General features: G+C 63.6%; 18 protein-coding genes and 1 other RNA gene. 6 read left to right on the top strand and 13 right to left on the bottom strand.

Annotated features, from left to right (window positions below):
• Position 1 precedes the first annotated feature (1 nt).
• Complete coding sequence (locus GN300_RS27910; RefSeq protein ID WP_063316170.1) at positions 2-352, top strand: hypothetical protein; 351 nt, start codon at positions 2-4, stop codon at positions 350-352.
• Here GN300_RS27910 and GN300_RS27905 read toward each other — a convergent pair.
• Genes GN300_RS27905 through GN300_RS27895 form a run of 3 tightly spaced genes read right to left on the bottom strand, consistent with a single transcriptional unit; the run spans position 345 to position 3,263 of the window.
• Entirely contained in the window at positions 345-1,454 is a 1,110-nt protein-coding gene (locus GN300_RS27905; RefSeq protein WP_007735443.1) for an LLM class flavin-dependent oxidoreductase, read from the bottom strand. The genes GN300_RS27910 and GN300_RS27905 overlap by 8 nt on opposite strands.
• Complete coding sequence (gene thiM, locus GN300_RS27900) at positions 1,454-2,299, bottom strand: hydroxyethylthiazole kinase (RefSeq protein WP_054186673.1); 846 nt, start codon at positions 2,297-2,299, stop codon at positions 1,454-1,456. Before thiM ends, GN300_RS27905 begins: the two co-directional genes overlap by 1 nt.
• A 43-nt stretch (positions 2,300-2,342) precedes the next feature.
• Entirely contained in the window at positions 2,343-3,263 is a 921-nt protein-coding gene (locus tag GN300_RS27895) for a sulfurtransferase (RefSeq protein ID WP_082845759.1), read from the bottom strand.
• A 128-nt stretch (positions 3,264-3,391) separates the two neighbouring features.
• Between GN300_RS27895 and GN300_RS27890 the strand changes: the two genes are divergently transcribed.
• Positions 3,392-4,078, top strand: a complete 687-nt coding sequence (locus GN300_RS27890) for a GntR family transcriptional regulator (protein WP_007735446.1) — start codon at positions 3,392-3,394, stop codon at positions 4,076-4,078.
• A gap of 48 nt (positions 4,079-4,126) precedes the next feature.
• On the opposite strand, the gene GN300_RS27885 is transcribed toward GN300_RS27890, so the two are convergent.
• The 4 genes from GN300_RS27885 to GN300_RS27870 form a co-directional block, all read right to left on the bottom strand.
• Positions 4,127-4,648, bottom strand: coding sequence for a hypothetical protein (locus GN300_RS27885; RefSeq protein ID WP_063316171.1), 522 nt, complete (start codon positions 4,646-4,648; stop codon positions 4,127-4,129).
• Between the two features lie 18 nt (positions 4,649-4,666).
• On the bottom strand, positions 4,667-5,698 hold the full coding sequence (locus GN300_RS27880) for a cupin domain-containing protein (RefSeq protein WP_007735448.1): 1,032 nt from the start codon (positions 5,696-5,698) through the stop codon (positions 4,667-4,669).
• A gap of 60 nt (positions 5,699-5,758) precedes the next feature.
• Positions 5,759-6,580: an alpha/beta fold hydrolase gene (locus GN300_RS27875; RefSeq protein ID WP_003941629.1), complete on the bottom strand. Its 822-nt coding sequence runs from the start codon at positions 6,578-6,580 to the stop codon at positions 5,759-5,761.
• A 188-nt stretch (positions 6,581-6,768) separates the two neighbouring features.
• Complete coding sequence (locus tag GN300_RS27870) at positions 6,769-7,896, bottom strand: NDMA-dependent alcohol dehydrogenase (RefSeq protein ID WP_003941634.1); 1,128 nt, start codon at positions 7,894-7,896, stop codon at positions 6,769-6,771.
• Positions 7,897-8,062: 166 nt separating this feature from the next.
• Between GN300_RS27870 and GN300_RS27865 the strand changes: the two genes are divergently transcribed.
• Positions 8,063-8,923: a spermidine synthase gene (locus GN300_RS27865; protein WP_063316172.1), complete on the top strand. Its 861-nt coding sequence runs from the start codon at positions 8,063-8,065 to the stop codon at positions 8,921-8,923.
• Between the two features lie 9 nt (positions 8,924-8,932).
• On the opposite strand, the gene GN300_RS27860 is transcribed toward GN300_RS27865, so the two are convergent.
• The 3 genes from GN300_RS27860 to GN300_RS27850 form a co-directional block, all read right to left on the bottom strand.
• Entirely contained in the window at positions 8,933-11,947 is a 3,015-nt protein-coding gene (locus GN300_RS27860) for a bifunctional [glutamine synthetase] adenylyltransferase/[glutamine synthetase]-adenylyl-L-tyrosine phosphorylase (RefSeq protein ID WP_063316173.1), read from the bottom strand.
• Positions 11,944-13,284: a glutamine synthetase family protein gene (locus GN300_RS27855; RefSeq protein WP_003941637.1), complete on the bottom strand. Its 1,341-nt coding sequence runs from the start codon at positions 13,282-13,284 to the stop codon at positions 11,944-11,946. Before GN300_RS27855 ends, GN300_RS27860 begins: the two co-directional genes overlap by 4 nt.
• A 107-nt stretch (positions 13,285-13,391) precedes the next feature.
• The gene (locus GN300_RS27850; RefSeq protein ID WP_063316174.1) at positions 13,392-14,963 is read right to left on the bottom strand and encodes an alpha/beta hydrolase; all 1,572 of its coding nucleotides are present in this window, start codon (positions 14,961-14,963) and stop codon (positions 13,392-13,394) included.
• A 207-nt stretch (positions 14,964-15,170) separates the two neighbouring features.
• Between GN300_RS27850 and panB the strand changes: the two genes are divergently transcribed.
• Genes panB through pip form a run of 3 tightly spaced genes read left to right on the top strand, consistent with a single transcriptional unit; the run spans position 15,171 to position 17,521 of the window.
• Positions 15,171-16,040, top strand: coding sequence for a 3-methyl-2-oxobutanoate hydroxymethyltransferase (panB, locus tag GN300_RS27845; RefSeq protein ID WP_007735454.1), 870 nt, complete (start codon positions 15,171-15,173; stop codon positions 16,038-16,040).
• A gap of 51 nt (positions 16,041-16,091) precedes the next feature.
• A complete protein-coding gene (locus GN300_RS27840) occupies positions 16,092-16,529 on the top strand; it encodes a hypothetical protein (protein ID WP_063316287.1) in 438 nt (145 codons plus the stop codon).
• Complete coding sequence (pip, locus tag GN300_RS27835; RefSeq protein ID WP_063316175.1) at positions 16,529-17,521, top strand: prolyl aminopeptidase; 993 nt, start codon at positions 16,529-16,531, stop codon at positions 17,519-17,521. The genes GN300_RS27840 and pip overlap by 1 nt, the downstream gene beginning before the upstream one ends.
• Positions 17,522-17,525: 4 nt before the next feature.
• On the opposite strand, the gene GN300_RS27830 is transcribed toward pip, so the two are convergent.
• From GN300_RS27830 to rnpB, 3 genes are all read right to left on the bottom strand, one after another.
• On the bottom strand, positions 17,526-18,935 hold the full coding sequence (locus GN300_RS27830) for an RNB domain-containing ribonuclease (RefSeq protein WP_007735456.1): 1,410 nt from the start codon (positions 18,933-18,935) through the stop codon (positions 17,526-17,528).
• Positions 18,936-19,043: 108 nt separating this feature from the next.
• Positions 19,044-19,229 (bottom strand): hypothetical protein, encoded by a 186-nt coding sequence (locus tag GN300_RS27825; RefSeq protein WP_007735457.1) that lies wholly within the window; start codon positions 19,227-19,229, stop codon positions 19,044-19,046.
• 320 nt (positions 19,230-19,549) lie between these two features.
• Positions 19,550-19,964: RNase P RNA component class A (gene rnpB / locus GN300_RS27820), an RNA gene on the bottom strand.
• Positions 19,965-19,979 lie beyond the last annotated feature (15 nt).

Raw genomic sequence — 19,979 nt, 5'->3', positions numbered from 1 at the left:
GATGAGCGAAGATCTGTTCGCCGCCCTCGATCACCTGGCTGCCACGTCAGCTGTCGTGATCGATCGCCCCCGAGGGTCGGCACACCCGCGGTACCCCGATGCGATCTATCCGCTCGACTACGGCTATCTCGACGGCGCAGTCAGCGCGGACGGCGACGGGATCGATCTGTTCCGAGGCTCGGCCGTCGGCAACGGTGTTGTCGCCGTGGCCGTTGTTGCCGACATCGTCAAGAAGGACGTGGAAGTCAAGATCCTTCTCGAATGTACTGCGTCTGAAATCGACACTGCCACAGCATTTCTCCGCGACGTTCTAGGTCTCGGTGCCACTGTCTTGCGGCGCGCCGTCAGCTGAGTTCGTCGAATCGCGGAACAAGATGCTCCGCAACCCACTTCGCTTCCTCGATCAGAGGCCAACCTGCCAGGATCAGTGCAGTCAAACCGGTTCGGCTGCGAAGCGTGCGTACCGAGTCCGTGATCGAATCCGGATCGCCGACGTAGTACACGGCCGATGACCCGGTGCCGAAGATGTCGAGGGGTGACCACGCCGTGATACCCGCGTACAGCCCGTCACCGACGTACAACTCCTCCGGTTCCGGAAGTCGGCCGGAGGCAATCTTGTCCGCCCAACCCTGTCGCTGAGCGTCGCGGGCGGTGAAGGTCTTGAGGTCTTGCTTCCCCTGAGTACGACGACGCACTGCGTTGTCCAAGACATGAGCGATCTGCTCGACGCCCGTCTTCTCGAACAACGAACGGAACCGGTCGTGCGCCTGCGCCTTGGTGGGGCGAACGATCACACCGGTGAGCGCACCGAAGTCGGTGAACTCGCGCCCGGCTGCCTCCGCCGCCGCCCGTGCGGCAGAGAATTTGTCTTCGATGAACGAAGTCTCGCGCAACATCGCCAAGTAGGTGTCGAGCACCTTGCCTGAATTCGCCAGGCCTGCAGGCGAATCACCGGTACCCCACAGCGGAACCTGATGCCCAGCGGGCGCATCGATACGCAGTGGCGTGTTGGGAAAGTTCGACTCCGTGCCTTCGGCGTAGATGCGGCGGAAGTCCGCCCAGTACTGCTCCCCCAACTCGTAACGCTCGTCGTGGGGCACGTTCATGTCGTACTTGGTCAGGATGTTCTCGCGTCCGTTGACCGAGTTGATCAACAGTCGGCCGCCGCTGAAGGCGTCGAAAGTCAATGCCTTCTCCGCCAGCAGTCGCGCCGGCGTCATGTTCGCGTAGACGGCGACGAGGAACTTCATGCGCGTGGTGTGCGCTGCCGCCCACGTCGCCGAGATGAACGGATCGTTCGGCCAGGTGGCAACAAGCGCACCTTCGAATCCGCCGTCGTCGATGGTCTTCGCGAGCTCGATCTGCCTGGCCCCGTCCACGGGGAACAGCCCACCGGGGCTCCACGGGTAGTCCCCGTCTGCCTGGGTGAGATACCAAAATGTCTTGATGCCCATCAGTTCTGCACTCCAGCCGGCAGGTCGAACGATTCGATTCGGGCACGTGAGCGGATGGTGTCCGCATTCACGCTGTAGAGCGCATCGAGGTATGCGACCGCGAAAGAACCGGGGCCCGAGGCATTTTCCTCGGCGATCTCCGATGCCACGGCAACATGCGTGTGCGCGGCAACCAATCCGTCCAGCGCGGTCGACGTGACGGCGAGGTAGGCGGCGACAAGACCGCCCAGAGAGCAACCGGTACTGGTCACGCGCGGCAACAGCGCGCTGCCACCGGAGACTCGGATGCCCTGGGTGTCACCGCCCGCATCGCGGCCGACGATGTAGTCGACCGGTCCGGATGCCGACACGGCATCCGCATGCTTCAAGAGTGACAGAGCGGCGGGCACCGCGTCGGCGGAATCGGAGGCACTGTCGACGCCGCGGGTGTCACCGCCGAGTCCGGCCAGAGCGATGATCTCCGATGCGTTCCCGCGGATGGCGCTGGGGTGAAAGCGCAGCAGATCCACAGCGATACCGCTCCGCCAGGGTAGTCCGCCGACACCGACGGGATCCAAAACCCATGGCGTACCGGCAGTTCGGGCCGCTTCTGCTGCTATCAGGAAAGCTTCGGCTGTCCCGTCGTCCGGCGTTCCGAGGTTGACGAGCACTCCCCCGGCGATGGCAGCGAACCCACCCGCTTCGTGGACGTTGTCGATGTGAGCGTTGCTTGCGCCGGCGGCGAGCAGAACATTGGTCAAGAAGTTCGCAGAAACGATGTTGGTCAGCGACTGGACGAGCGGTACCTGATCGCGGAGTGCGTCGATCGCCGACGCGACGGTTTCGACAGAGACAGTGTCAGACATGAGAATTCCTTCAGAACGGGAGGTAATTGAGGACTGCGGCGATTCAGGACCGCGGACATCGAACATCCGCAAGCGCGCCGCCGGGCTCACCGCCGACAACCATCGGCAAAGTCGGATCTGCAGTCCATTCCTCCAACGAACCGTCGTAGACCTTGACGTCCTCATAGCCGCCGCGGATCAGTGCGAGTGCTGTCAGGCACGCCGAAACTCCACCGCCGCAATAGATCACGACAGGTTCAGCGACGGGTGGTAGAACGTCAGCAGATTTCGACCGAACATCGTCCGCCGGAAGCATCCGGGCATCGGCGTCGAGAAGACCCTTCGCAGACAGATTCACACTTGACGGAATATGTCCGCGTCGCGAATATCGCGTCTTCTCCGTTCCCTCGTACTGCTCAGGCGCCAGCGCGCACACCAGCGTTCCGGCTTCTTCTCCTGAGGACAGTGAGGCAACGCGAGGTAGATCGACCCACAGGCCAAGGTCCGTCACACTCCAACGCTTCGACGCCGACGTGTGGGTGACGTCGTCGCCGCTCGCGAGGGCGAAGCCGCATCGAGTCCATTCGGCGAGGCCACCGTCGAGGACCCTTGCTTCGATGCCGGCGTTGCGAAACACCCACCAGAGCCGTGATGCCCAAGTGGTCGAACCCTGGTCGTAGATCACGATTGTCGCACCCGGTTCGATACCACTGGATTGGAGATCGGACATCAACTGCTCCGTTGACGGGCGTGTGAAATGCAGCGCCGCTTCCCTTTCGGAAAAGACGTCCATCAGGTCGACGTGTCGGGAACCCGGGATGTGCGAGGAAACCCAGCCGTCGTACCCGGACTCCGGGCGATAGTCGCCGTCAAATCGCGCGGGAGGAAAATGAACCGTCGCGTCGAGCACGGCGACGCCTCCCTCACGCAGCATCGCGTCGAGTTCAACGGCACTCACCAGCGGCGACGCGGTCTCTCCAGCCACTTCGGACCCTCTCCCTCGGAAACGAACAAGCACGAACCTAAATGAGTACTAGCGTATACGCAAGTACTCACTCGTCGTCGATGGCATAATCGAACGCGCTCTACTTGCATGCACAGGAATGAGGACACATGGATCTCGACGCCGATACGAGCACCACCGATCTGCTGGTGCCGGAGGCTGCGCTCGGCCGGTCCGATCAGACCTCGCGGCAGTACCTGCGCCTGCGAGCCGACATCCTGGCCGGCAAGTTCCCCCAGGGCGCTCCGCTGCACGAGACTCAATTGTGCGAATCGTACGGCGCATCCCGCACCCCGATCCGGGAAGCACTCAACTGGCTCGCACACGACGGACTACTCGAACGAGCCGCTCGCGGTTTTCGTGTCCGTTCCGGCACACCCGAGGACGTCATCGAGATCTACGCGGCGCGGGTAGCTCTCGAATCGGAAGCGGCAGGCGCCGCCGCACTCCGCCACAGCGATCTCGACCTTGCTCGCCTGGACGGATTACACGAGTTCTGCTGCACTGCAACCGAAGGCACCGAGGTGCGTTCCGGGAACTTCAAGTTTCACGAGGCCCTCTGGCAGGCCGCCCACAATTCCACGATCACCTCACTGCTGATCCGCCTCACCACCCAATTGCGAATCTACGACAGCGGCCCGCCGTCGAACTACGGCGAACCTGACCTGCTCAATTCGGAACATCAAGAGATCCTGAACGCCATCCGCGCCAGGGACGAATCGTCCGCGCGTGGCTACATGCGCAACCATCTCGAGCGCAGCCGCGACCAACGAATAAGGATGTTCGCCAGCCGCTGACTTCAGACAGCCCAGATTTCTGCACGCCGACGCCTGCGCCGCCGTCGCTCAGACGGGGAGCGTGCCGGTGTCGACGTCGTACACGCTCTCGGCCGGGCTCGACATCACTCGATCCGCCATCTCCTGCTTGAGCTCTGTCAGCCGTGACTCGTCTTCGGCCGTCCGGTCGGACTTACGGGACAGAGTAATGAACTCGTCGACGACGAACCCCTCCCGAACAGTCAGCGTGACGCTCGCGCCGCGATAGGTGATCCGAAATACATACAGCGCGAGCGTATTTCCACGTTCACGCCTGGCCAAGGAACTGTCAACGGTGTACCGCCCTTCGGTCACCGCGCGCGTGACCAACTCGAACGCATCGCGCACTCCTGGTCCGCCGTGTGCGGTGGTGACGACCAGCTCGCGACGCTCGACGGAGCCTTCCCCGCCGAGCACACCGAGAGCGCGCTCGAGAACCTTGTAGGCATGCGCCACGCCGCCCGGGGCCTGCGGACCGTGATAGCGGAGGGCGTCCTCGTACGTGAAGTCGAGCATCGTCCCGTAATCGGTCACGGTGAGCGTGGTGGCCATGATGGGCGTCCTTGCCGGTCAGTGCTGGCGGTCGATCGGATTGATCCGCGAGACGATGAGCGGATCGATCGGAGTGAAAGGGAAGTGCGGCAGCTCCCGCTCCGGAACGCCGAACGAGGCCGAGAGAACGCTGCGCGAGAACGCGGAAGCCGTTGCACGGTAGCCTATGTCGCCCGGTGTCGGCTGGTCGAAGAAGATGAGGAAATTGATGTCCTCGTCGCCTAGAACCTCGATATGATGGGGATAGGCACGCGGAACGAAATACACCTGACCGGGCTCCAGTAGGTAGGTGTCGAGCGAACCGTCCGGATCGAGGACCGTCATCCGCCCGTGACCACGATGCACGTATCCCATTTCGGCAGTGACGGGATGCCAGTGTGGCTCACGCATTCCACTCTCGCGAATAGTCAACGAGTACATCGAAAGATCCTCCAGCGCCGCCCAATACTGCTTTCGCGCCACTTTCGCCTGTCCGTACGGATATGCGAGAGGCGCGATCTGGCCTTCGAGATCGAAGAGATGCGCGTTGGGAAGGCCGGCGGTATCGGGAACGACGGCGGCGCCGTCCCGCCGAACTATCTGGGACGCATCGGCTCTACCGAAGACGTCGAAGGCCGATGCGGCGAGATCGTACGTATTGCCGAGCACCGCGTTCGACATTGCGCTGACGCTACTCTGCAACGAAAAGTGCTGCGGCAGAGAAGTACGCAGGGCGGCGATGATCTCCGCCTCCTCCTCTCCGACATTCTCGATGTGATAAATCGCGCCGGATTCGACGTGATACATCTGCCCCGCTCGCACCACGAAACTGGCGAACTCGTCAGCATTGCCCAACATCGAGACGAGCACGGTTCCGCTGGTGACGTAGGCGATCTGGTTCGCGTTGACGTTCCATTGTGGTTCACGGATCGCGCCGGGACCGAGAACAATTCGTTTGATCGACAGACCGGACAGGATCGGCAACGAACTCGTGTCGAGCTGCGAGATCGACCCGAGTTCGTTCTCGAAGACACTGGGGCCATTGCGTAGTGAGGCAACGTGTGTAGACATGGCAATTTTATCCTTCCCACTCTGGTCCTTTCGACTCCGCTCCCTTCCGCCTCGCTGACGTCAGTCCTCGATGAACGCGAGAATGTCCTGGTCCAGTGTCTTCTGATATGAGCCGTAGATACCGTGAGGTGCGCCCGGATACACCTTCAGCGTGCCCTTCTTCACCAGCTTGATCGCCTTCTCGGCCGCTGCGCCGATCGGCACGATCTGATCGTCGTCGCCCTGAGCGATGAGGAACGGAACGTCGATGGCTTCGAGATCGGAGGTCTGGTCCGTCTCCGAGAATGCCTTGACGCAGTCGTAGGCCGCGGCGAGGTTGACCAACATACCTTGCCGCCAGAAGTCGTCCTTCGCCCCTTGCGAGACGTCGGCACCTTCGCGGTTCGCGCCGTAAAAGCTCTCGCTGAGATCCTTGTAGAACTGCGATCGGTCTCGCAGAACTCCCTCACGGATGCCGTCGAAGACCTCGATCGGTGTGCCTTCGGGGTTGCCGTCCGACTTGACCATGATCGGCGGTACGGCGCCGGCGGTGATCACCTTCGCCACGCGCCCTTTGCCGTGCTGCGCCGCGTACCGGACCACTTCCCCGCCGCCGGTCGAATGGCCAACCAGGACCAGGTCTTTCAGGTCGAGTGTGTCGATCAGCTCAGCCAGGTCCTTGGCATATGTATCCATGTCGTTGCCGGTGTACGTCTTCGACGAGCGACCGTGTCCTCGACGATCGTGCGCGATGGTCCGGTATCCGGCGTCGGCGAACAACTTCATCTCGACCTGCCACGCGTCAGAACTCAGCGGCCACCCGTGGCTGAGGACGATCGGCCGGCCGACGCCGTGCTCGGTGTAGTAGATCTCGGTTCCGTCGGAGGTGGTGATGTAGGGCATGCTCTGCTCTTCTCTGTCGAGTCGTGGACTGAGATCCGGACACGGTGCCCGGTTTCCTCACTCTGCGAGTGCCCACTACGGGGGCAGTCGACTCATCGATCGACAGAAATGTGCGTGGGGGCAGAAGACTCCGGCCCGACACCACGAAGCGTGGTGCCGGGCCGGAGCCTTCAGTCAAAGGGAAACGATCAGTAATCGTCCTCCGTGTAGACGATCATCCCGCGCAGATTCTTTCCTTCGAGCATGTCGGCGTACCCCTCGTTGATCTCCTCGAGCTTGTAAGTCTTGGTCACCAACTCGTCGAGTTTGAGTGCGCCGCTTCGGTAGTGATCGAGCAACTTGGGAATCTGGGACCGTGGCCCTACCCCGCCGAAGATGGCTCCCTGCAAACGCTTCTGCAGAAGGGTCAGCTCGAAGAGGCTGAGCGTCACCTGCGAATCTGCGTAATGCCCCATTCCGACGACCACGACCTGGCCACCCTTGCCCGTCGCGCTGAGCGCGGGCTGAATGATGTCGCCGTGAATCTCGCCCACGGTGATCACGGTGACGTCGGCCATCTTGCCCCAGGTGATCTCGCCGATCACCGGTAGCGCTTCCTCGAGGGAGGCAAAAGTGTGTGTGGCGCCGAATTCCTTTGCCTTGTCGCGCTTGAACTCGACGGGATCGATCGCGATCACAAATCGTGCTCCGGCGGACGCCGCACCCTGCACCGAGTTGATTCCGACGCCGCCGACGCCGACGACCACCACCGTGTCGCCGACCTTGGCTCCACCGATTGCGGTGGCCGATCCCCAACCGGTGGCAACACCGCAGCCGAGCAAGGCCGCCTTGTCGAGCGGGATGTCCTTCTCGATCTTGATCACCGACGCCTCGTTGACGGTCACGTACGGCGAAAATGTTCCGAGCAGGCACATCTGGATGACCGGCTCGTCGTCGAGGGTGACGCGGTACGTCTTGTCGGAGATCGCCTGCCCGGTCAACAGGCCGGCTCCCTCGTCGCAGATGTTCTGCAGACCCTTCGCACAGGACGGACAACGTCCGCACGCCGGGATGAAGGCGAGAACCACGTGGTCGCCTTCTTCGACGCTCGCGACACCCGGGCCGACCTTCGTCACCACTCCGGCGCCTTCGTGCCCGCCCAGGGCCGGGTAGAAGGGCAGCGGGCTGGCGCCCGTACGCAAATGTTCGTCCGAATGGCACAGCCCCGATGCGGCGAGTCGGACCTGCACCTCACCCGAGACCGGGTCCCCCAGCTCGACCTCTTCGATCTCCCACGCCTGACCTGGCGCCTTGACTACCGCTGCCTTGACCTTCACCTGCACTCCTCGAAATTCTTCGTGATGCACGGACGACGAAAGAACGCGCCGGCATTTGTGTCGCCGATCACACTCCATGTACGAGTGTGCCTGAAGTAGCCCGAGAATACCGTCGGTCCGTGTGCCTTTTTGGTAGCCGCCTCTACCAGAAAGGCGCACGGCTAACATGGACACAGTGGCCAAGGGAACTCGCAAGACCAGAACTCACAGCAGTACTCCCGAGCGGGGCGAGTCCGGTCCCGTCGCCGGCACTTTCCCCATCGATACCGGGACGTGCGAACTAGTCCGCGATCAGTACTCCGATGACAGTTGGATCATCCAGATCAACGGAGTGCCCAGTTCCCACGTGAACGTCGCGGATCCCACGGTGCTCGATTTCGAGTACATGCGGTGGATCGCGCATCTGGTCGATTCCGAACGTGACAAGGCCGAGCGCCTGCGGGTGCTTCATCTCGGCGGTGGCGCCTGCTCCATGGCCAGATACTTCGCCGCCACGTACCCTGACGCGCGTCAAGTGGTGGTCGAAATCGACGGTGCTCTGGCGGAACTCGTACGCGATTGGTTCGACCTCCCGCGCGCGCCTCTTCTGCGCATCCGCGTCGGAGAAGCCCGCGCCGTCACCGAAACTCTCACCGAGTCCACCCGGGACATCGTGATTCGAGATGTCTTCGCCGGCAGCACAACTCCGACACCATTGACGACGGCGCAATTCACCACCCACGTACGACGCGTGCTCGCACCGGGCGGTATCTACATCGTCAACTGCGGCGACACCCCGGATCTCCAGGGCGCGCGCAGCGAGGCCGCAACGATCGGCGCACAGTTCGAACACATGGCGATCATCGCCGATCCCGCGATGCTCAAGGGCCGCCGCTACGGCAACATGATCATCGCGGGCAGCGACGTACCGATCGGCGGGCAACCCGCGCTCGCGCGCGAGCTCCTCGGCGGCGGCGTTCCCGCCCACGTGTGGCAGGACGCCGAAGTGCGTAAGTTCGCCGCGAATGCGCCGGTTCGCCAAGACTGAGCGAGAGCGCTACTCGCCGCCGAACACCCTCTCCACCACAGCTTTTGCCCGACGCGTGATGCGCAGATAATTGTCGAGGAACTCCCCTGCGTCGTCGCCGTATCCGGCGACCTGCGCCACCGCCGCGAGGACGCGTCCGGGACCGGGAAGCTGATCGGTCGGCTTCCCCCGCACCAGAACGAGGCAGTTGCGTGCCTTCGTCGCGGTGATCCAGGCGTCACGCAGCAGTTCGACGTCACCTTCGCTGAGCAGTTCCGCGGCCCCGATGGCGTCGAGAGTCTCGAGCGTCGACGTGTTGTGCAGCGACTCGATCTTGTCGGCATGGCGTAGCTGCAGCAGTTGCACAGTCCACTCGATGTCGGCCAAGCCGCCGCGACCCAGTTTCGTGTGCGTCGCCGGATCGGCTCCGCGCGGGAGCCTTTCGGAATCGACTCGCGCCTTGATGCGCCGGATCTCGCGCACCGCCGCATCACTGACGCCGCCCTCGGGGTAGCGGGTCTTGTCGATCATGTGCAGGAACCGCAGTCCCAGTTCAGGATCACCGGCAACCGGGTGCGCACGAAGCAGCGCTTGAATCTCCCACGCCTGAGCCCACTTCGCGTAGTACGCGTCGTAAGACTCCAGGGTTCGTACCATCGGACCGTTGCGACCTTCCGGGCGCAGTCCGGTGTCGACCTCGAGCGGCGGATCGGTACTCGGTGCCCCGAGGAGCTTGCGGACCTTGTCGGCAATGCTGTTGGCCCACTTGACCGCGACAGTCTCGTCGGCGCCCTCACGAGGTTCGCACACGAACAGCACGTCAGCATCGGATCCATAGCCGAGTTCGCCGCCGCCGAGTCGACCCATGCCGATGACGGAGAAACTGGCGGGAGCCTCGGTCCCGAGTTCGGTGACGCTGGCCTTGATCACAGCGGAGAGCGACGCATTGAGCACCGCGGCCCACACCGAGGACAGCGCCTTGCAGACGGCGGGAACATCGAGCATGCCGAGGATGTCGGCCGACGCGATTCGCGCAAGTTCGTGTCGCCGCAGCGAGCGGGCCGCGGCAACAGCACGATTGGGATCACTGTGTCGGCCTGAGGCGGTGAGTATTCCGCGAGCGACGTCCTCGGGCTTCGGCTCGACCAGGCGCGGTCCACTCGGCGAATCCGCGAACAAGCGAATCACGTCGGGAGCCTTGATGAGCAGGTCGGGTAGGTACGCCGACGAGCCCAGCACGGTCATCAGACGCTCGGCCACCGCAGCCTCGTCGCGGAGCAGGCGCAGGAACCACGTCTGGTCGACGAGCGCGTCCGAGAGCCTGCGGTAAGCGAGCAGCCCGGCATCGGGATCCGGTGTGTCCGCGAGTGATTCGAGCAGAGTCGGCAACAGGAGCGCTTGAATGCGACCCTTGCGTGAAGCGCCACTCGTCAGTGCAGTCAGATGCCCGAGAGCATGCTCGGGTGCCGTGTAACCGAGAGCGGCCAACTGGCGAACCGCGGCTTCTGGCCCCAGGACCAGTGCTTCCTTGTCCATCCGCGCCACCGATTCGAGAAGCGGGCGGTAGAACAACTTGGCGTGCAGGCGGCGAATCCGATGCGAATTCCGCTTGATCTCGGCGCGCAGGACTCCCAGGGAATCCAGACGACCGTCGGGTCGCATGTGCGCGGCGCGGGCCAGCCAACGCAGCGCTTCCTCGTCGTCCGGCGGCGGCAGGGTGTGTGTGCGCTTGAGCTTCTGCAACTGCAGACGGTGCTCCAGCAGACGCAGGAATTCGTACGACGCAGTCAGGTTGGCGGCGTCGTCGCGGCCGACGTATCCACCCGCCGCCAATGCAGTCAGTGCATCGACGGTGCTCTGGACATGCAACGAACTGTCGGCGCGCCCGTGCACCAATTGCAGGAGTTGGACGGCGAATTCGACGTCGCGCAAACTTCCGCGGCCGAGTTTGAGTTCACGCTCACGCAGTTCGGGGGGAACCATTTCCTCGACGCGTCGACGCATGGCCTGGACTTCGGGGACGAAGTCCTCGCGCTCGGAGGCGATCCACACCATCGGGCTCATCGCCTCGGAGTACTGGCGACCGAGCTCCATGTCGCCCGTCATCGGACGAGCCTTGAGCAGCGCCTGGAACTCCCAGGTCTTGGCCCAACGCTTGTAGTACGTGATGTGGGATTCGAGCGAGCGAACCAGTTCTCCGCGCTTACCTTCGGGACGCAGCGCAGCATCGACCTCGAAGAATGCGGAGGTTCCGATACGCATCATCTCACCGGCAACGCGACTGGCCGTCGCGTCGGCCGGTTCGGCGACGAACACGACGTCGACGTCGGAGACGTAGTTCAGTTCGCGCGCACCACATTTGCCCATGGCGATGACTGCGAGCCGGATCGGACAACTGCCCTCAGGGCACACCGTTGCGATGGCTACCGCGAGTGCAGCGGTCAGCGCAGCGTCAGCCAGGTCGGAAAGCTGATGCCCCACAGTCTGATACGGCACCACCGGTTCGTTCTCGACGGTCGCCGCAAGATCAGCCGCGGCCACAAGCATCAGCTGATCCTTGTAGCTCTTACGCAGAGCAACAACAGCTTCCGGTCCGGTCACGGTGGCGCGGTAGGTCAGTGAGCCTTCGGTGGCACCCTCGTCGAGCGTGGCACCCACGGCCTTGAGCAAGGCCGCAGTCGCCTCGTCTTTGGTCGGCAGAGCTGTGCCGTCGAGAAGTTTCCAGCCGATCGGATCCGCGGCCAGGTGATCGCCGAATGCCGACGACGCACCCACCAGTGCGAACAAACGGCCGCGCAGGCTCTTGTCCTTGCGCAATGCCTGATCGAGTTCGCGCCACCCGTCGCCCAGCCCGTCCTTGATCCGCACAAGGGTGCGCAGAGCGAGGTCGGCGTTCGCGGCACGCGACAGCGACCACAAGAGTTCGATGCTCTCGGCGTCGACCCAACCGAGCTGACGCAACTCGTCGGCAGCGGTGGGCTCGACCAGCCCGAGTCGACCCGGTCCTGGAACTGCTGATCTCGCAGCGGGCGGTTTCACCGTCACAGACCGAGGTAGGTCTTGAGCTCGAACGGCGTCACGTGGCTGCGGTATTCCTCCCACTCACGACGCTTGTTGCGCAGGAAGAAATCGAAGACGTGTTCGCCGAGTGCTTCGGCCACCAGCTCCGACTTCTCCATCTCGCGCAGAGCGCTGTCCAAGTTGCTCGGCAGTTCCTTGTAACCCATGGCGCGGCGCTCGGCGGAGGTCAACGACCACACGTCGTCTTCTGCCTCGGGCGGCAAGGTGTAGCCCTTCTCGATGCCGCGAAGACCGGCAGCAAGCAGGACCGCGAAAGTCAGGTACGGGTTGCAAGCCGAGTCTGGGCTACGGATCTCGACGCGACGTGACGACGCCTTGTTGGGCGTGTACATCGGGACGCGGATGAGAGCCGATCGGTTGGACGGGCCCCACGACGCGGCAGTGGGTGCCTCTCCCCCGTGGACGAGTCGCTTGTACGAATTGACCCACTGGTTCGTGACCGCACTGATCTCGTTGGCGTGCTCGAGGATGCCGGCGATGAACGCCTTGCCGGTCTCGGAGAGCTGCATCGGATCGTCCGGATTGTGGAAGGCGTTGGTGTCGCCCTCGAACAGGCTCATGTGGGTGTGCATCGCGGAGCCGGCCTGATCGCTGAACGGCTTGGGCATGAAGCTCGCCCGGACGCCTTCACCGATCGCGACCTCCTTGACGACGTACCGGAACGTCATCACGTTGTCGGCCATCGAGAGTGCGTCGGCGTAGCGCAGATCGATCTCCTGCTGACCCGGCGCGGCCTCGTGGTGGCTGAACTCGACCGAGATGCCCATCGACTCGAGTGCGTCGATGGCGTGGCGGCGGAAATTCGGAGCCGAATCGTGCACGGCCTGGTCGAAGTATCCGCCCGAGTCGGCCGGGATCGGTGGAGTGCCGTCGATCGGGCCGTTCTCCAGAAGGAAGAACTCGATTTCCGGGTGGACGTAGCAGCTGAAGCCCAAGTCGCTGGCCTTGCTCAGCTGGCGACGCAGTACGTGGCGCGGATCGGCCCACGACGGCGAACCGTCGGGCATCGTGATGTCGCAGAACATGCGAGCGGAATGCTGCGCACCGTCCTTGTGCGCCCACGGCAGGATCTGGAATGTCGAGGCGTCGGGCCGAGCGACGGTGTCGGCTTCGGAGACTCGTGAGAATCCCTCGATGGCGGAACCGTCGAATCCGATTCCCTCCTCGAAAGCGCCTTCGAGTTCGGCGGGGGCGATCGCCACCGATTTGAGGTACCCGAGAACATCGGTGAACCACAAGCGGACAAACCGAATGTCGCGCTCTTCCAGGGTACGAAGCACGAATTCTTTTTGGCGATCCATGCACGCGAGACTAAGCAAGCCACGTTAAATCTGTGTTACATCAGTGGTCCCGGTTAACAGAGTGATTGGTCACCATCGAATAGGCGCAGCGTACGGCGCCGCGCCGGCTAACATGTCAGACCCTCTTCCGGAGCCTTCAAGTAAACGAAGTAGTCGACGACGGCATCGTCGACGCAGGAGTTTCCGTCCAGAACCACCGTGTGTTGGGTTCCGTCGAACGTGATCAGAGCAGCGCCCAACTGCTTCGCGAGATCCACTCCCGCCTGATACGGGGTCGCCGGATCCTGCGTCGTGGACACGACGACCAGCTGCGGCAGACCGGCGTCAGCGAGTGCCTGGGGGTCGAGCGCGTGAGGGCTGCCGGTAGCCGGAACGGGCCAGAACGCGCACAGGTCGAGCGGCGCTTGACCCGTCCCGCGGCCGTCGTCGAGGAACGGCGCCGCCTCGCGGTACCGAGTGTCGGATTCGCCGGCCTCGGCGCGGTCGGTGATTGCCGGATCGTCCACGCAGCGAATGGCGTTGAACGCGTCGTTGATGTTGGAGTAGCTGCCGTCATCCTCACGGCCTTCGTACATGTCGGCGAGATTGAGCAGCGAGTCGCCGCGTCCGTCGGCCAGACTCGACAGACCCCCACGCAACGGCGTCCACAACTGTGGCGAATACAGAGCCTGCTGCACGCCCGTGATCGCGTCGGAATAACTCAGCCCTCGCGGATCGGTGGTCTGTGCCGGCTTCTCGATCAACGGATCGACGAGTGCCTGAAAGCGTGCCTGCGCCTGCGCCGGATCATCACCCAGCGGGCAATCCGTTCGCGAGACACAGTCGGCGACAAAGGCGTCGAACGCGCCTTGGAAGCCCTGCCCCTGCAAGACCACTTCGTCGACCGGATCCTGCTCGGGGTCGAGCGCGCCGTCGAGGACCATCGCTCGGACGTTCTGCGGAAAGGTTTCCGCGTACGTGGATCCGAGCCGGGTCCCGTACGAGAACCCGAGGTAGTTCATCTTCGGATCGCCGAGAACGCCCCGAATGACGTCCATATCTCGCACCACCTCGTAGGTACCGACATGAGCGAGGAACTCCGTACCGGTCCGCTCAGCGCACTTGGCGGCGTAGTCCTTGCTGTCCGCCTCGGCGAGAGCGATGCCCTCCGGCGTCATGTCGACGTTGACCTCCGCACGCTCCGCGTCGGTCTCCTCCGGCGTCAAACACCGAACCTGCGGGGTCGACGCCCCGATCCCCCGCGGATCGAAGCCGATCATGTCGAAACGTTCCTGCAATTCGGTGCCCGAACCCGAGGTCGCCATCGACAGCCCGGACCCACCCGGCCCGCCGGGGTTCAGCAACAGTGAGCCGATGCGGTCGCCGGTAGCCTTCGAACGCGAGATCACCACCTTCGCGGTGTCGCCGTTCGGATTCGCGTAGTCGACGGGAACGCTCACCTCGGCGCAGTCGATCCCACGCCCCAGCGGCGCAGTTCCTTCTTCGACAAATTGGTCGCACGAACCCCAGTCGAGCGTCTGCTCGTAGAATTTCTCGAGGCCGGACGGCACCGCGGACGCGGCAGAACCAGCAGGTTCCACTGATTCGGGCGTGCCTTCCGAACTGGTGCAACCGACAACCAACACGAGCACTGCTGCGCTTCCGGCGAGGGCACCGGAGAGGCGAACGAACTTCGACATGCCATCGATGGTGCCAGGAAACCGCGATAGCCAGCGGTTCGCCTCGTCTCGGCACCTACCTGATACGCGCGCGGTGATGTGACCCATTGCACCCCGTCAACTATTCGTGTCGGCGATGTCCGGTGGCAGACTGAACACGTCATCACCCACACCCGGGGACCCGAAGGCGATCAACGCTCAGGGCCTCGAGGCCAGAAAGGGACAACGATGTCCGAAACACCTCTCTACGGTTCTGTACCCAGTGCAGTTTCTGTACCCACTGCAAGCTCTACCGATGCACCGAAGCGTAAGACGCGCATTCACCACCTCGCCGAGATGAAGCAGAACGGCGAACGCTGGTCGATGCTCACCGCTTACGACTACTCCACGGCACGCATCTTCGAAGACGCAGGCATCCCGGTGCTGCTCGTCGGCGACTCTGCCGCCAACGTCGTCTACGGCTACGACACCACCGTGCCGATCACCGTCGACGAACTGCTCCCGCTCGTGCGTGGCGTGGTTCGCGGCGCGCCGCACGCACTCGTCGTCGCCGACCTCCCCTTCGGCACCTACGAGGGTTCCGCCGAGCAGGCCCTGGCGACTGCCACACGGTTCATGAAGGAAGGCCTCGCGCACGCCGTCAAACTCGAGGGCGGTGAGCGGATGAGCAAGCAGATCGCGGCTATCACCTCGGCCGGCATCCCCGTCATGGCTCACGTCGGATTCACCCCGCAGAGCGTGAACTCGCTCGGCGGATTCCGCGTCCAGGGTCGTGGCGACGCGGCCGAGCAACTTGTGGCGGACGCCATTGCAGTCCAGGAAGCCGGGGCGTTCTCCGTCGTCATGGAAATGGTTCCGGCCGAGATTGCGGGCCAGGTCAGCCGCAAACTCACCATCCCCACCGTCGGCATCGGGGCCGGTTCCGAATGCGACGCTCAGGTACTCGTCTGGCAGGACATGGCGGGTTACACGAGTGGTAAGACCGCCAAGTTCGTCAAGCGTTTCGGTAACGTCGGTGACGAACTGCGTTCCGCAGCCGCAGCCTACGCATCAGAAGTTCGCACTGGCGCTTTCCCGGCCGCAGAACACAGTTTCTGATCCGAGACCGGCGAACGCCGCCTGTCTCTCAACCAGCCAGGGGTGCGTTCAATGATCGGTAACCGTCGAAGTTCTACTGCCGCAGCTGCAGTCGGTGCGGCAGCTCTCGTCACGGTGCTGAGCGGATGCGCGGGAGGGTCCACCAACTCTCCCGCGCCCAGCAGCACTACGCCCGCGAGTTCCACCACGACGGCGCCGGCAACAACCGCGTCCGGTTCGACGTTCACCGACGCTCAGGTCCAGCAGTTGTGCTCGGATATGGAAGGGCAGCTGCAGAACTGGCGGACCGTCACCCCGACGCTCGGCAAGGGCGGACTGAACACGATCGTCATCACGTGGGCGACGCAGAACGGCATCAACCTGCTCGATCTCGCTCAGAACCGCGAAAGCATCGACGCGGCAACCTCAGCCGCGTGCCCCGACGTCCGGAGCGGCGCGATTTCCGCACTCGAGATCCCCGATCTCGCCTCCGGCCTGGTGGGCTTCTGATGACCGACACGTCAGCCACTTCAGGGCAGCCGTCGACTCTCCGGAGTCTGTATCCCCCGATCGAGCCTTTCGTCACCGGCTTCCTCGATGTCGGTGACGGCCAGAGCATGTACTGGGAAGTCAGCGGAAATCCGGACGGCAAGCCGGTGGTGTTCCTGCACGGTGGCCCCGGCGGTGGTGCGCAACCGGCGGTACGCCAGTTCTTCGATCCGGCCGCATACCGCATCGTTCTACTCGACCAGCGCGGCTGCGGGCGGTCCACCCCTCACGTTGCCGACGGCGCCGACCTGTCGGTGAACACGACGGACAAGCTGCTGGCCGACATCGAAGCCCTGCGTGAACATCTTTCGATCGACAAGTGGATGGTCTTCGGCGGGTCCTGGGGTTCCACGCTGTCCATCGCCTACGCCGAAACATTTCCTACGCGCGTCACTGAGCTGGTCCTGCGCGGGATCTTCCTCCTGCGTCGTAGCGAGATCGACTGGTACTACAACGGCGGCGCGGGAAACATCTTCCCGGAGCGCTGGGACAAATTCCTCGAACCGGTACCCGAGGCGCAGCGCGGCGAAGACCTCGTCGCGGTCTATCACCAACTGCTCCATTCCGAAGACCCCGCCGTCGCAGCCCGGGCAGCCATCGCCTGGTCGGCCTGGGAAGGATCGACGAGCTACCTGTACCCACAGGCGGACAAGATCGAACAGAACTCCGAGACCAGGTTCGCCTTGGCCTTCGCTCGTATTGAGAACCACTACTTCGTCAACGGCGGATTCTTCGACGAGGGTCAACTCCTACGCAAAAGCTCCGCACTGCACGGCATTCCGGGGACGATCGTCCAGGGCCGCTACGACGTCGTCTGCCCCGCCACCAGCGCGTGGGCGCTGCACAAGGCGTGGCCCGAATCCAAGCTCGTGATCGTCGACGACGCCGGACACTCCGCCATGGAGCCCGGCATCGCACATCACTTGGTGGAAGCCACCGATTCGTACCGGTAGCTCGCTACGCCGGGAACGTGAACTCCACCGTCCGTTTGACGGTGTCGACGGCGGTGAGTCGCACCTTTGCGCGCTCACCGTCGTCGGGCGTTCCGACGCATTTCGCAATCACCGCGACCGACGGGACAAACACTTCCGCCGAGCGCTTTCCGTCCTTGGCGCGCATCACCACTGCGTCGAAGACCTCGCCGACCCGGCCGTCGAGCAGCGTGGACTCGGTCAGATCGATGCACGCACGGTCGACCTTGTTCGCCAGCGAGTCGGACCCACTCATGATGTCGGGCAGCTCGGGAAGGGCAGTGCGCGCCCATTCCGGTACCGGCGTACCAGCTGTGATCGCCAGACACACCTCGGTGCTGAAGCGGTCGGACAGCCGGCGCAGCGGAGCAGTCACGTGAGCGTAGGGCGCTCCGATCCCCGCATGCACCGTCAACTCCGGTAGTCGGCCGTCGAAGGCCGCGTAGTCTGCCCCGCGCAGCAACGACGGCGCAACCGACATCAGCGCCATAGTCGACGGCTCGTTGGAATCGAGTCCGGCAAGAATCTGCCCGACGCTTTGCCCCTCCGGCCACGTGATACCCAGCGCCACTGCAGTTCTCCGCAAGGTCCGAACCGCGGACTCCTCGGCCGGCGGCAGCGTGCGAAGCAACCCGATACCTGCGTCGATCATCATGCGGCCGGCACACATCCCGGTCAGCAGCGACACTTCTGCGTTCCAGTCGTCCGCTTCGGTGCGTGGCTCCAGTTCGATCCGCCAGCGAGCCGAGGACTCGTCCTCCGGCTGATCCCGAACCACTGACTGCTCGGGCAGTTTCAGCTCGATGGCACCCCTGGCAACCGCCGAGACACTGCGCAATCGTCCGAACTCCGGTAGTGCGGCGATGGACGGATGCAAGGTTCCCGCGTCGGCATCGCGCTGCACGGTCGAATAGTCCAGACGTGCCACCGATTTCACCAGAGCGCGTCTCACCTGCCACGACGTCGGCTCGGCCTGCGCGTCGAGTTCGATCCGCCACAGCGCGGCGGGACGAACCACGTCCGGCAGCAGACTCGCCGATCCCTCCGACAACGCTCGGGGATGCAGCGGGACGGAACCGTCCGGGAGATAGAAGGTTTGGCCCCGCTTGCGGGTTTCGATGTCGAGAGCGCCACCCGGCGTCACCACCGCCGCGACGTCGGCGATCGCGTAGTGCACGACGTACCCGGTCGAGATCTTCTCGATGTGCACTGCCTGGTCGAGGTCCATCGATCCGGGAGGGTCGATGGTCACGAAGGCGATACCCGTTTCGTCGACACGCCCGGCACCGAAACGATCCACGGCATTCTCGGCCTCGGCCTGCGCCGCAGCCGAGAATGCTCCTGGCAAGTCGAACTCCGCCCGAACCACTCCGAAGTCGATTCCCTGCACCATCATTCGACTTGCGGGCACGCATCCTCCATGATCGGTTCGGGCCGGTGTAGCAGCAGTACCGGTCCCAGTTGTTCGAGTCCCGGCTGTTCCAAGGCTCAGTTATTCCAAGGCTCAGTTGTTCCAGTCTTCGTCTGCCCGATCGGCGGCTTTGTTGCGTTCGGCAGCGATCTTCAATGCATGCTCGGCAGAGTCCCGATCAGGGTACGGCCCCATCCTCGTCAGCGAGGACGCACCCTTTCCCTGCGTGACGGAACCGTCGGACACGTCGAAGTACCAGAGTCGATCTTCATCAGTCATATCCACAGTGTGACATCAGAGTGAGATAGAAGCTTGTAGATCGCTGTGAGACTGATATTCTTTCTACTTGGCCTGGCAGGTGAGAACCGGACATTCGAACGGTGAGTTCTGCTTGAATGCCCAACACAAGCTACGAACAGAAAATGGAGTGCGCATGTCCGCAATTCTTTACGATTACCTCCTCCCGCTCATGGGCCATGACGCGGCAACGTACTGGGCTACGCTGCTGGTCATCAAGCCTGTCTGACAGCTTTCGACCATAGAGAAGACCCCCACCGATCCGGTGGGGGTCTTCTTTGTGCTCTCTTGCAGATCGCGGGCGGACGAGTCGGCGTGTAAGCCGGATCCTGTCCTGCGGCACCGAAGTGCCGAGTGGCGACCATCCATCTGGGCACACCGTCGCCGGGTGCCTCGAGCGGTTCACCCGCAGGCTCGGGCGAGCAGCCCTCGAACACCTGCGCAGCCGCACCGCGAGCGATGCGACCTTCAACCTTGCTCCGGGCGGGGTTTACCTAGCCACCCCGGTCACCCGAGGTGCTGGTGCGCTCTTACCGCACCGTTTCACCCTTACCTGCCTCGAAAGGCAGGCGGTCTGTTTTCTGTGGCACTGTCCCGCGAGTTGCCTCGGGTTGCCGTTAACAACCGCCCTGCTCTGTGGAGTCCGGACTTTCCTCGGCCCCAGGCCTGTGCGCGATACGCGCTGGTTCCAGAAGCCGCGGCCGCCCGGCCAACTCGTCCGCCCCCGTATGC

Origin of the sequence: Rhodococcus sp. Ni2 (assembly GCF_021352185.1) — a bacterium.
Lineage (GTDB): Bacteria > Actinomycetota > Actinomycetes > Mycobacteriales > Mycobacteriaceae > Rhodococcus_F > Rhodococcus_F qingshengii.
Note: the sequence above shows the minus strand (reverse complement) of the source record. Positions and strands in the feature narration are given on the sequence as shown.

Bases quoted from the DNA above. Each gene is read 5' to 3' on its own strand.
- GN300_RS27910 (WP_063316170.1), top strand. From the start codon at position 2: ATGAGCGAAGATCTGTTCGCCGCCCTCGATCACCTGGCTGCCACGTCA.
- GN300_RS27905 (WP_007735443.1), bottom strand. From the start codon at position 1,454: ATGGGCATCAAGACATTTTGGTATCTCACCCAGGCAGACGGGGACTAC.
- thiM (WP_054186673.1), bottom strand. From the start codon at position 2,299: ATGTCTGACACTGTCTCTGTCGAAACCGTCGCGTCGGCGATCGACGCA.
- GN300_RS27890 (WP_007735446.1), top strand. From the start codon at position 3,392: ATGGATCTCGACGCCGATACGAGCACCACCGATCTGCTGGTGCCGGAG.
- GN300_RS27885 (WP_063316171.1), bottom strand. From the start codon at position 4,648: ATGGCCACCACGCTCACCGTGACCGATTACGGGACGATGCTCGACTTC.
- GN300_RS27880 (WP_007735448.1), bottom strand. From the start codon at position 5,698: ATGTCTACACACGTTGCCTCACTACGCAATGGCCCCAGTGTCTTCGAG.
- GN300_RS27875 (WP_003941629.1), bottom strand. From the start codon at position 6,580: ATGCCCTACATCACCACCTCCGACGGAACCGAGATCTACTACACCGAG.
- GN300_RS27865 (WP_063316172.1), top strand. From the start codon at position 8,063: ATGGACACAGTGGCCAAGGGAACTCGCAAGACCAGAACTCACAGCAGT.
- GN300_RS27855 (WP_003941637.1), bottom strand. From the start codon at position 13,284: ATGGATCGCCAAAAAGAATTCGTGCTTCGTACCCTGGAAGAGCGCGAC.
- GN300_RS27850 (WP_063316174.1), bottom strand. From the start codon at position 14,963: ATGTCGAAGTTCGTTCGCCTCTCCGGTGCCCTCGCCGGAAGCGCAGCA.
- panB (WP_007735454.1), top strand. From the start codon at position 15,171: ATGTCCGAAACACCTCTCTACGGTTCTGTACCCAGTGCAGTTTCTGTA.
- GN300_RS27840 (WP_063316287.1), top strand. From the start codon at position 16,092: ATGATCGGTAACCGTCGAAGTTCTACTGCCGCAGCTGCAGTCGGTGCG.
- pip (WP_063316175.1), top strand. From the start codon at position 16,529: ATGACCGACACGTCAGCCACTTCAGGGCAGCCGTCGACTCTCCGGAGT.
- GN300_RS27830 (WP_007735456.1), bottom strand. From the start codon at position 18,935: ATGATGGTGCAGGGAATCGACTTCGGAGTGGTTCGGGCGGAGTTCGAC.
- GN300_RS27825 (WP_007735457.1), bottom strand. From the start codon at position 19,229: ATGACTGATGAAGATCGACTCTGGTACTTCGACGTGTCCGACGGTTCC.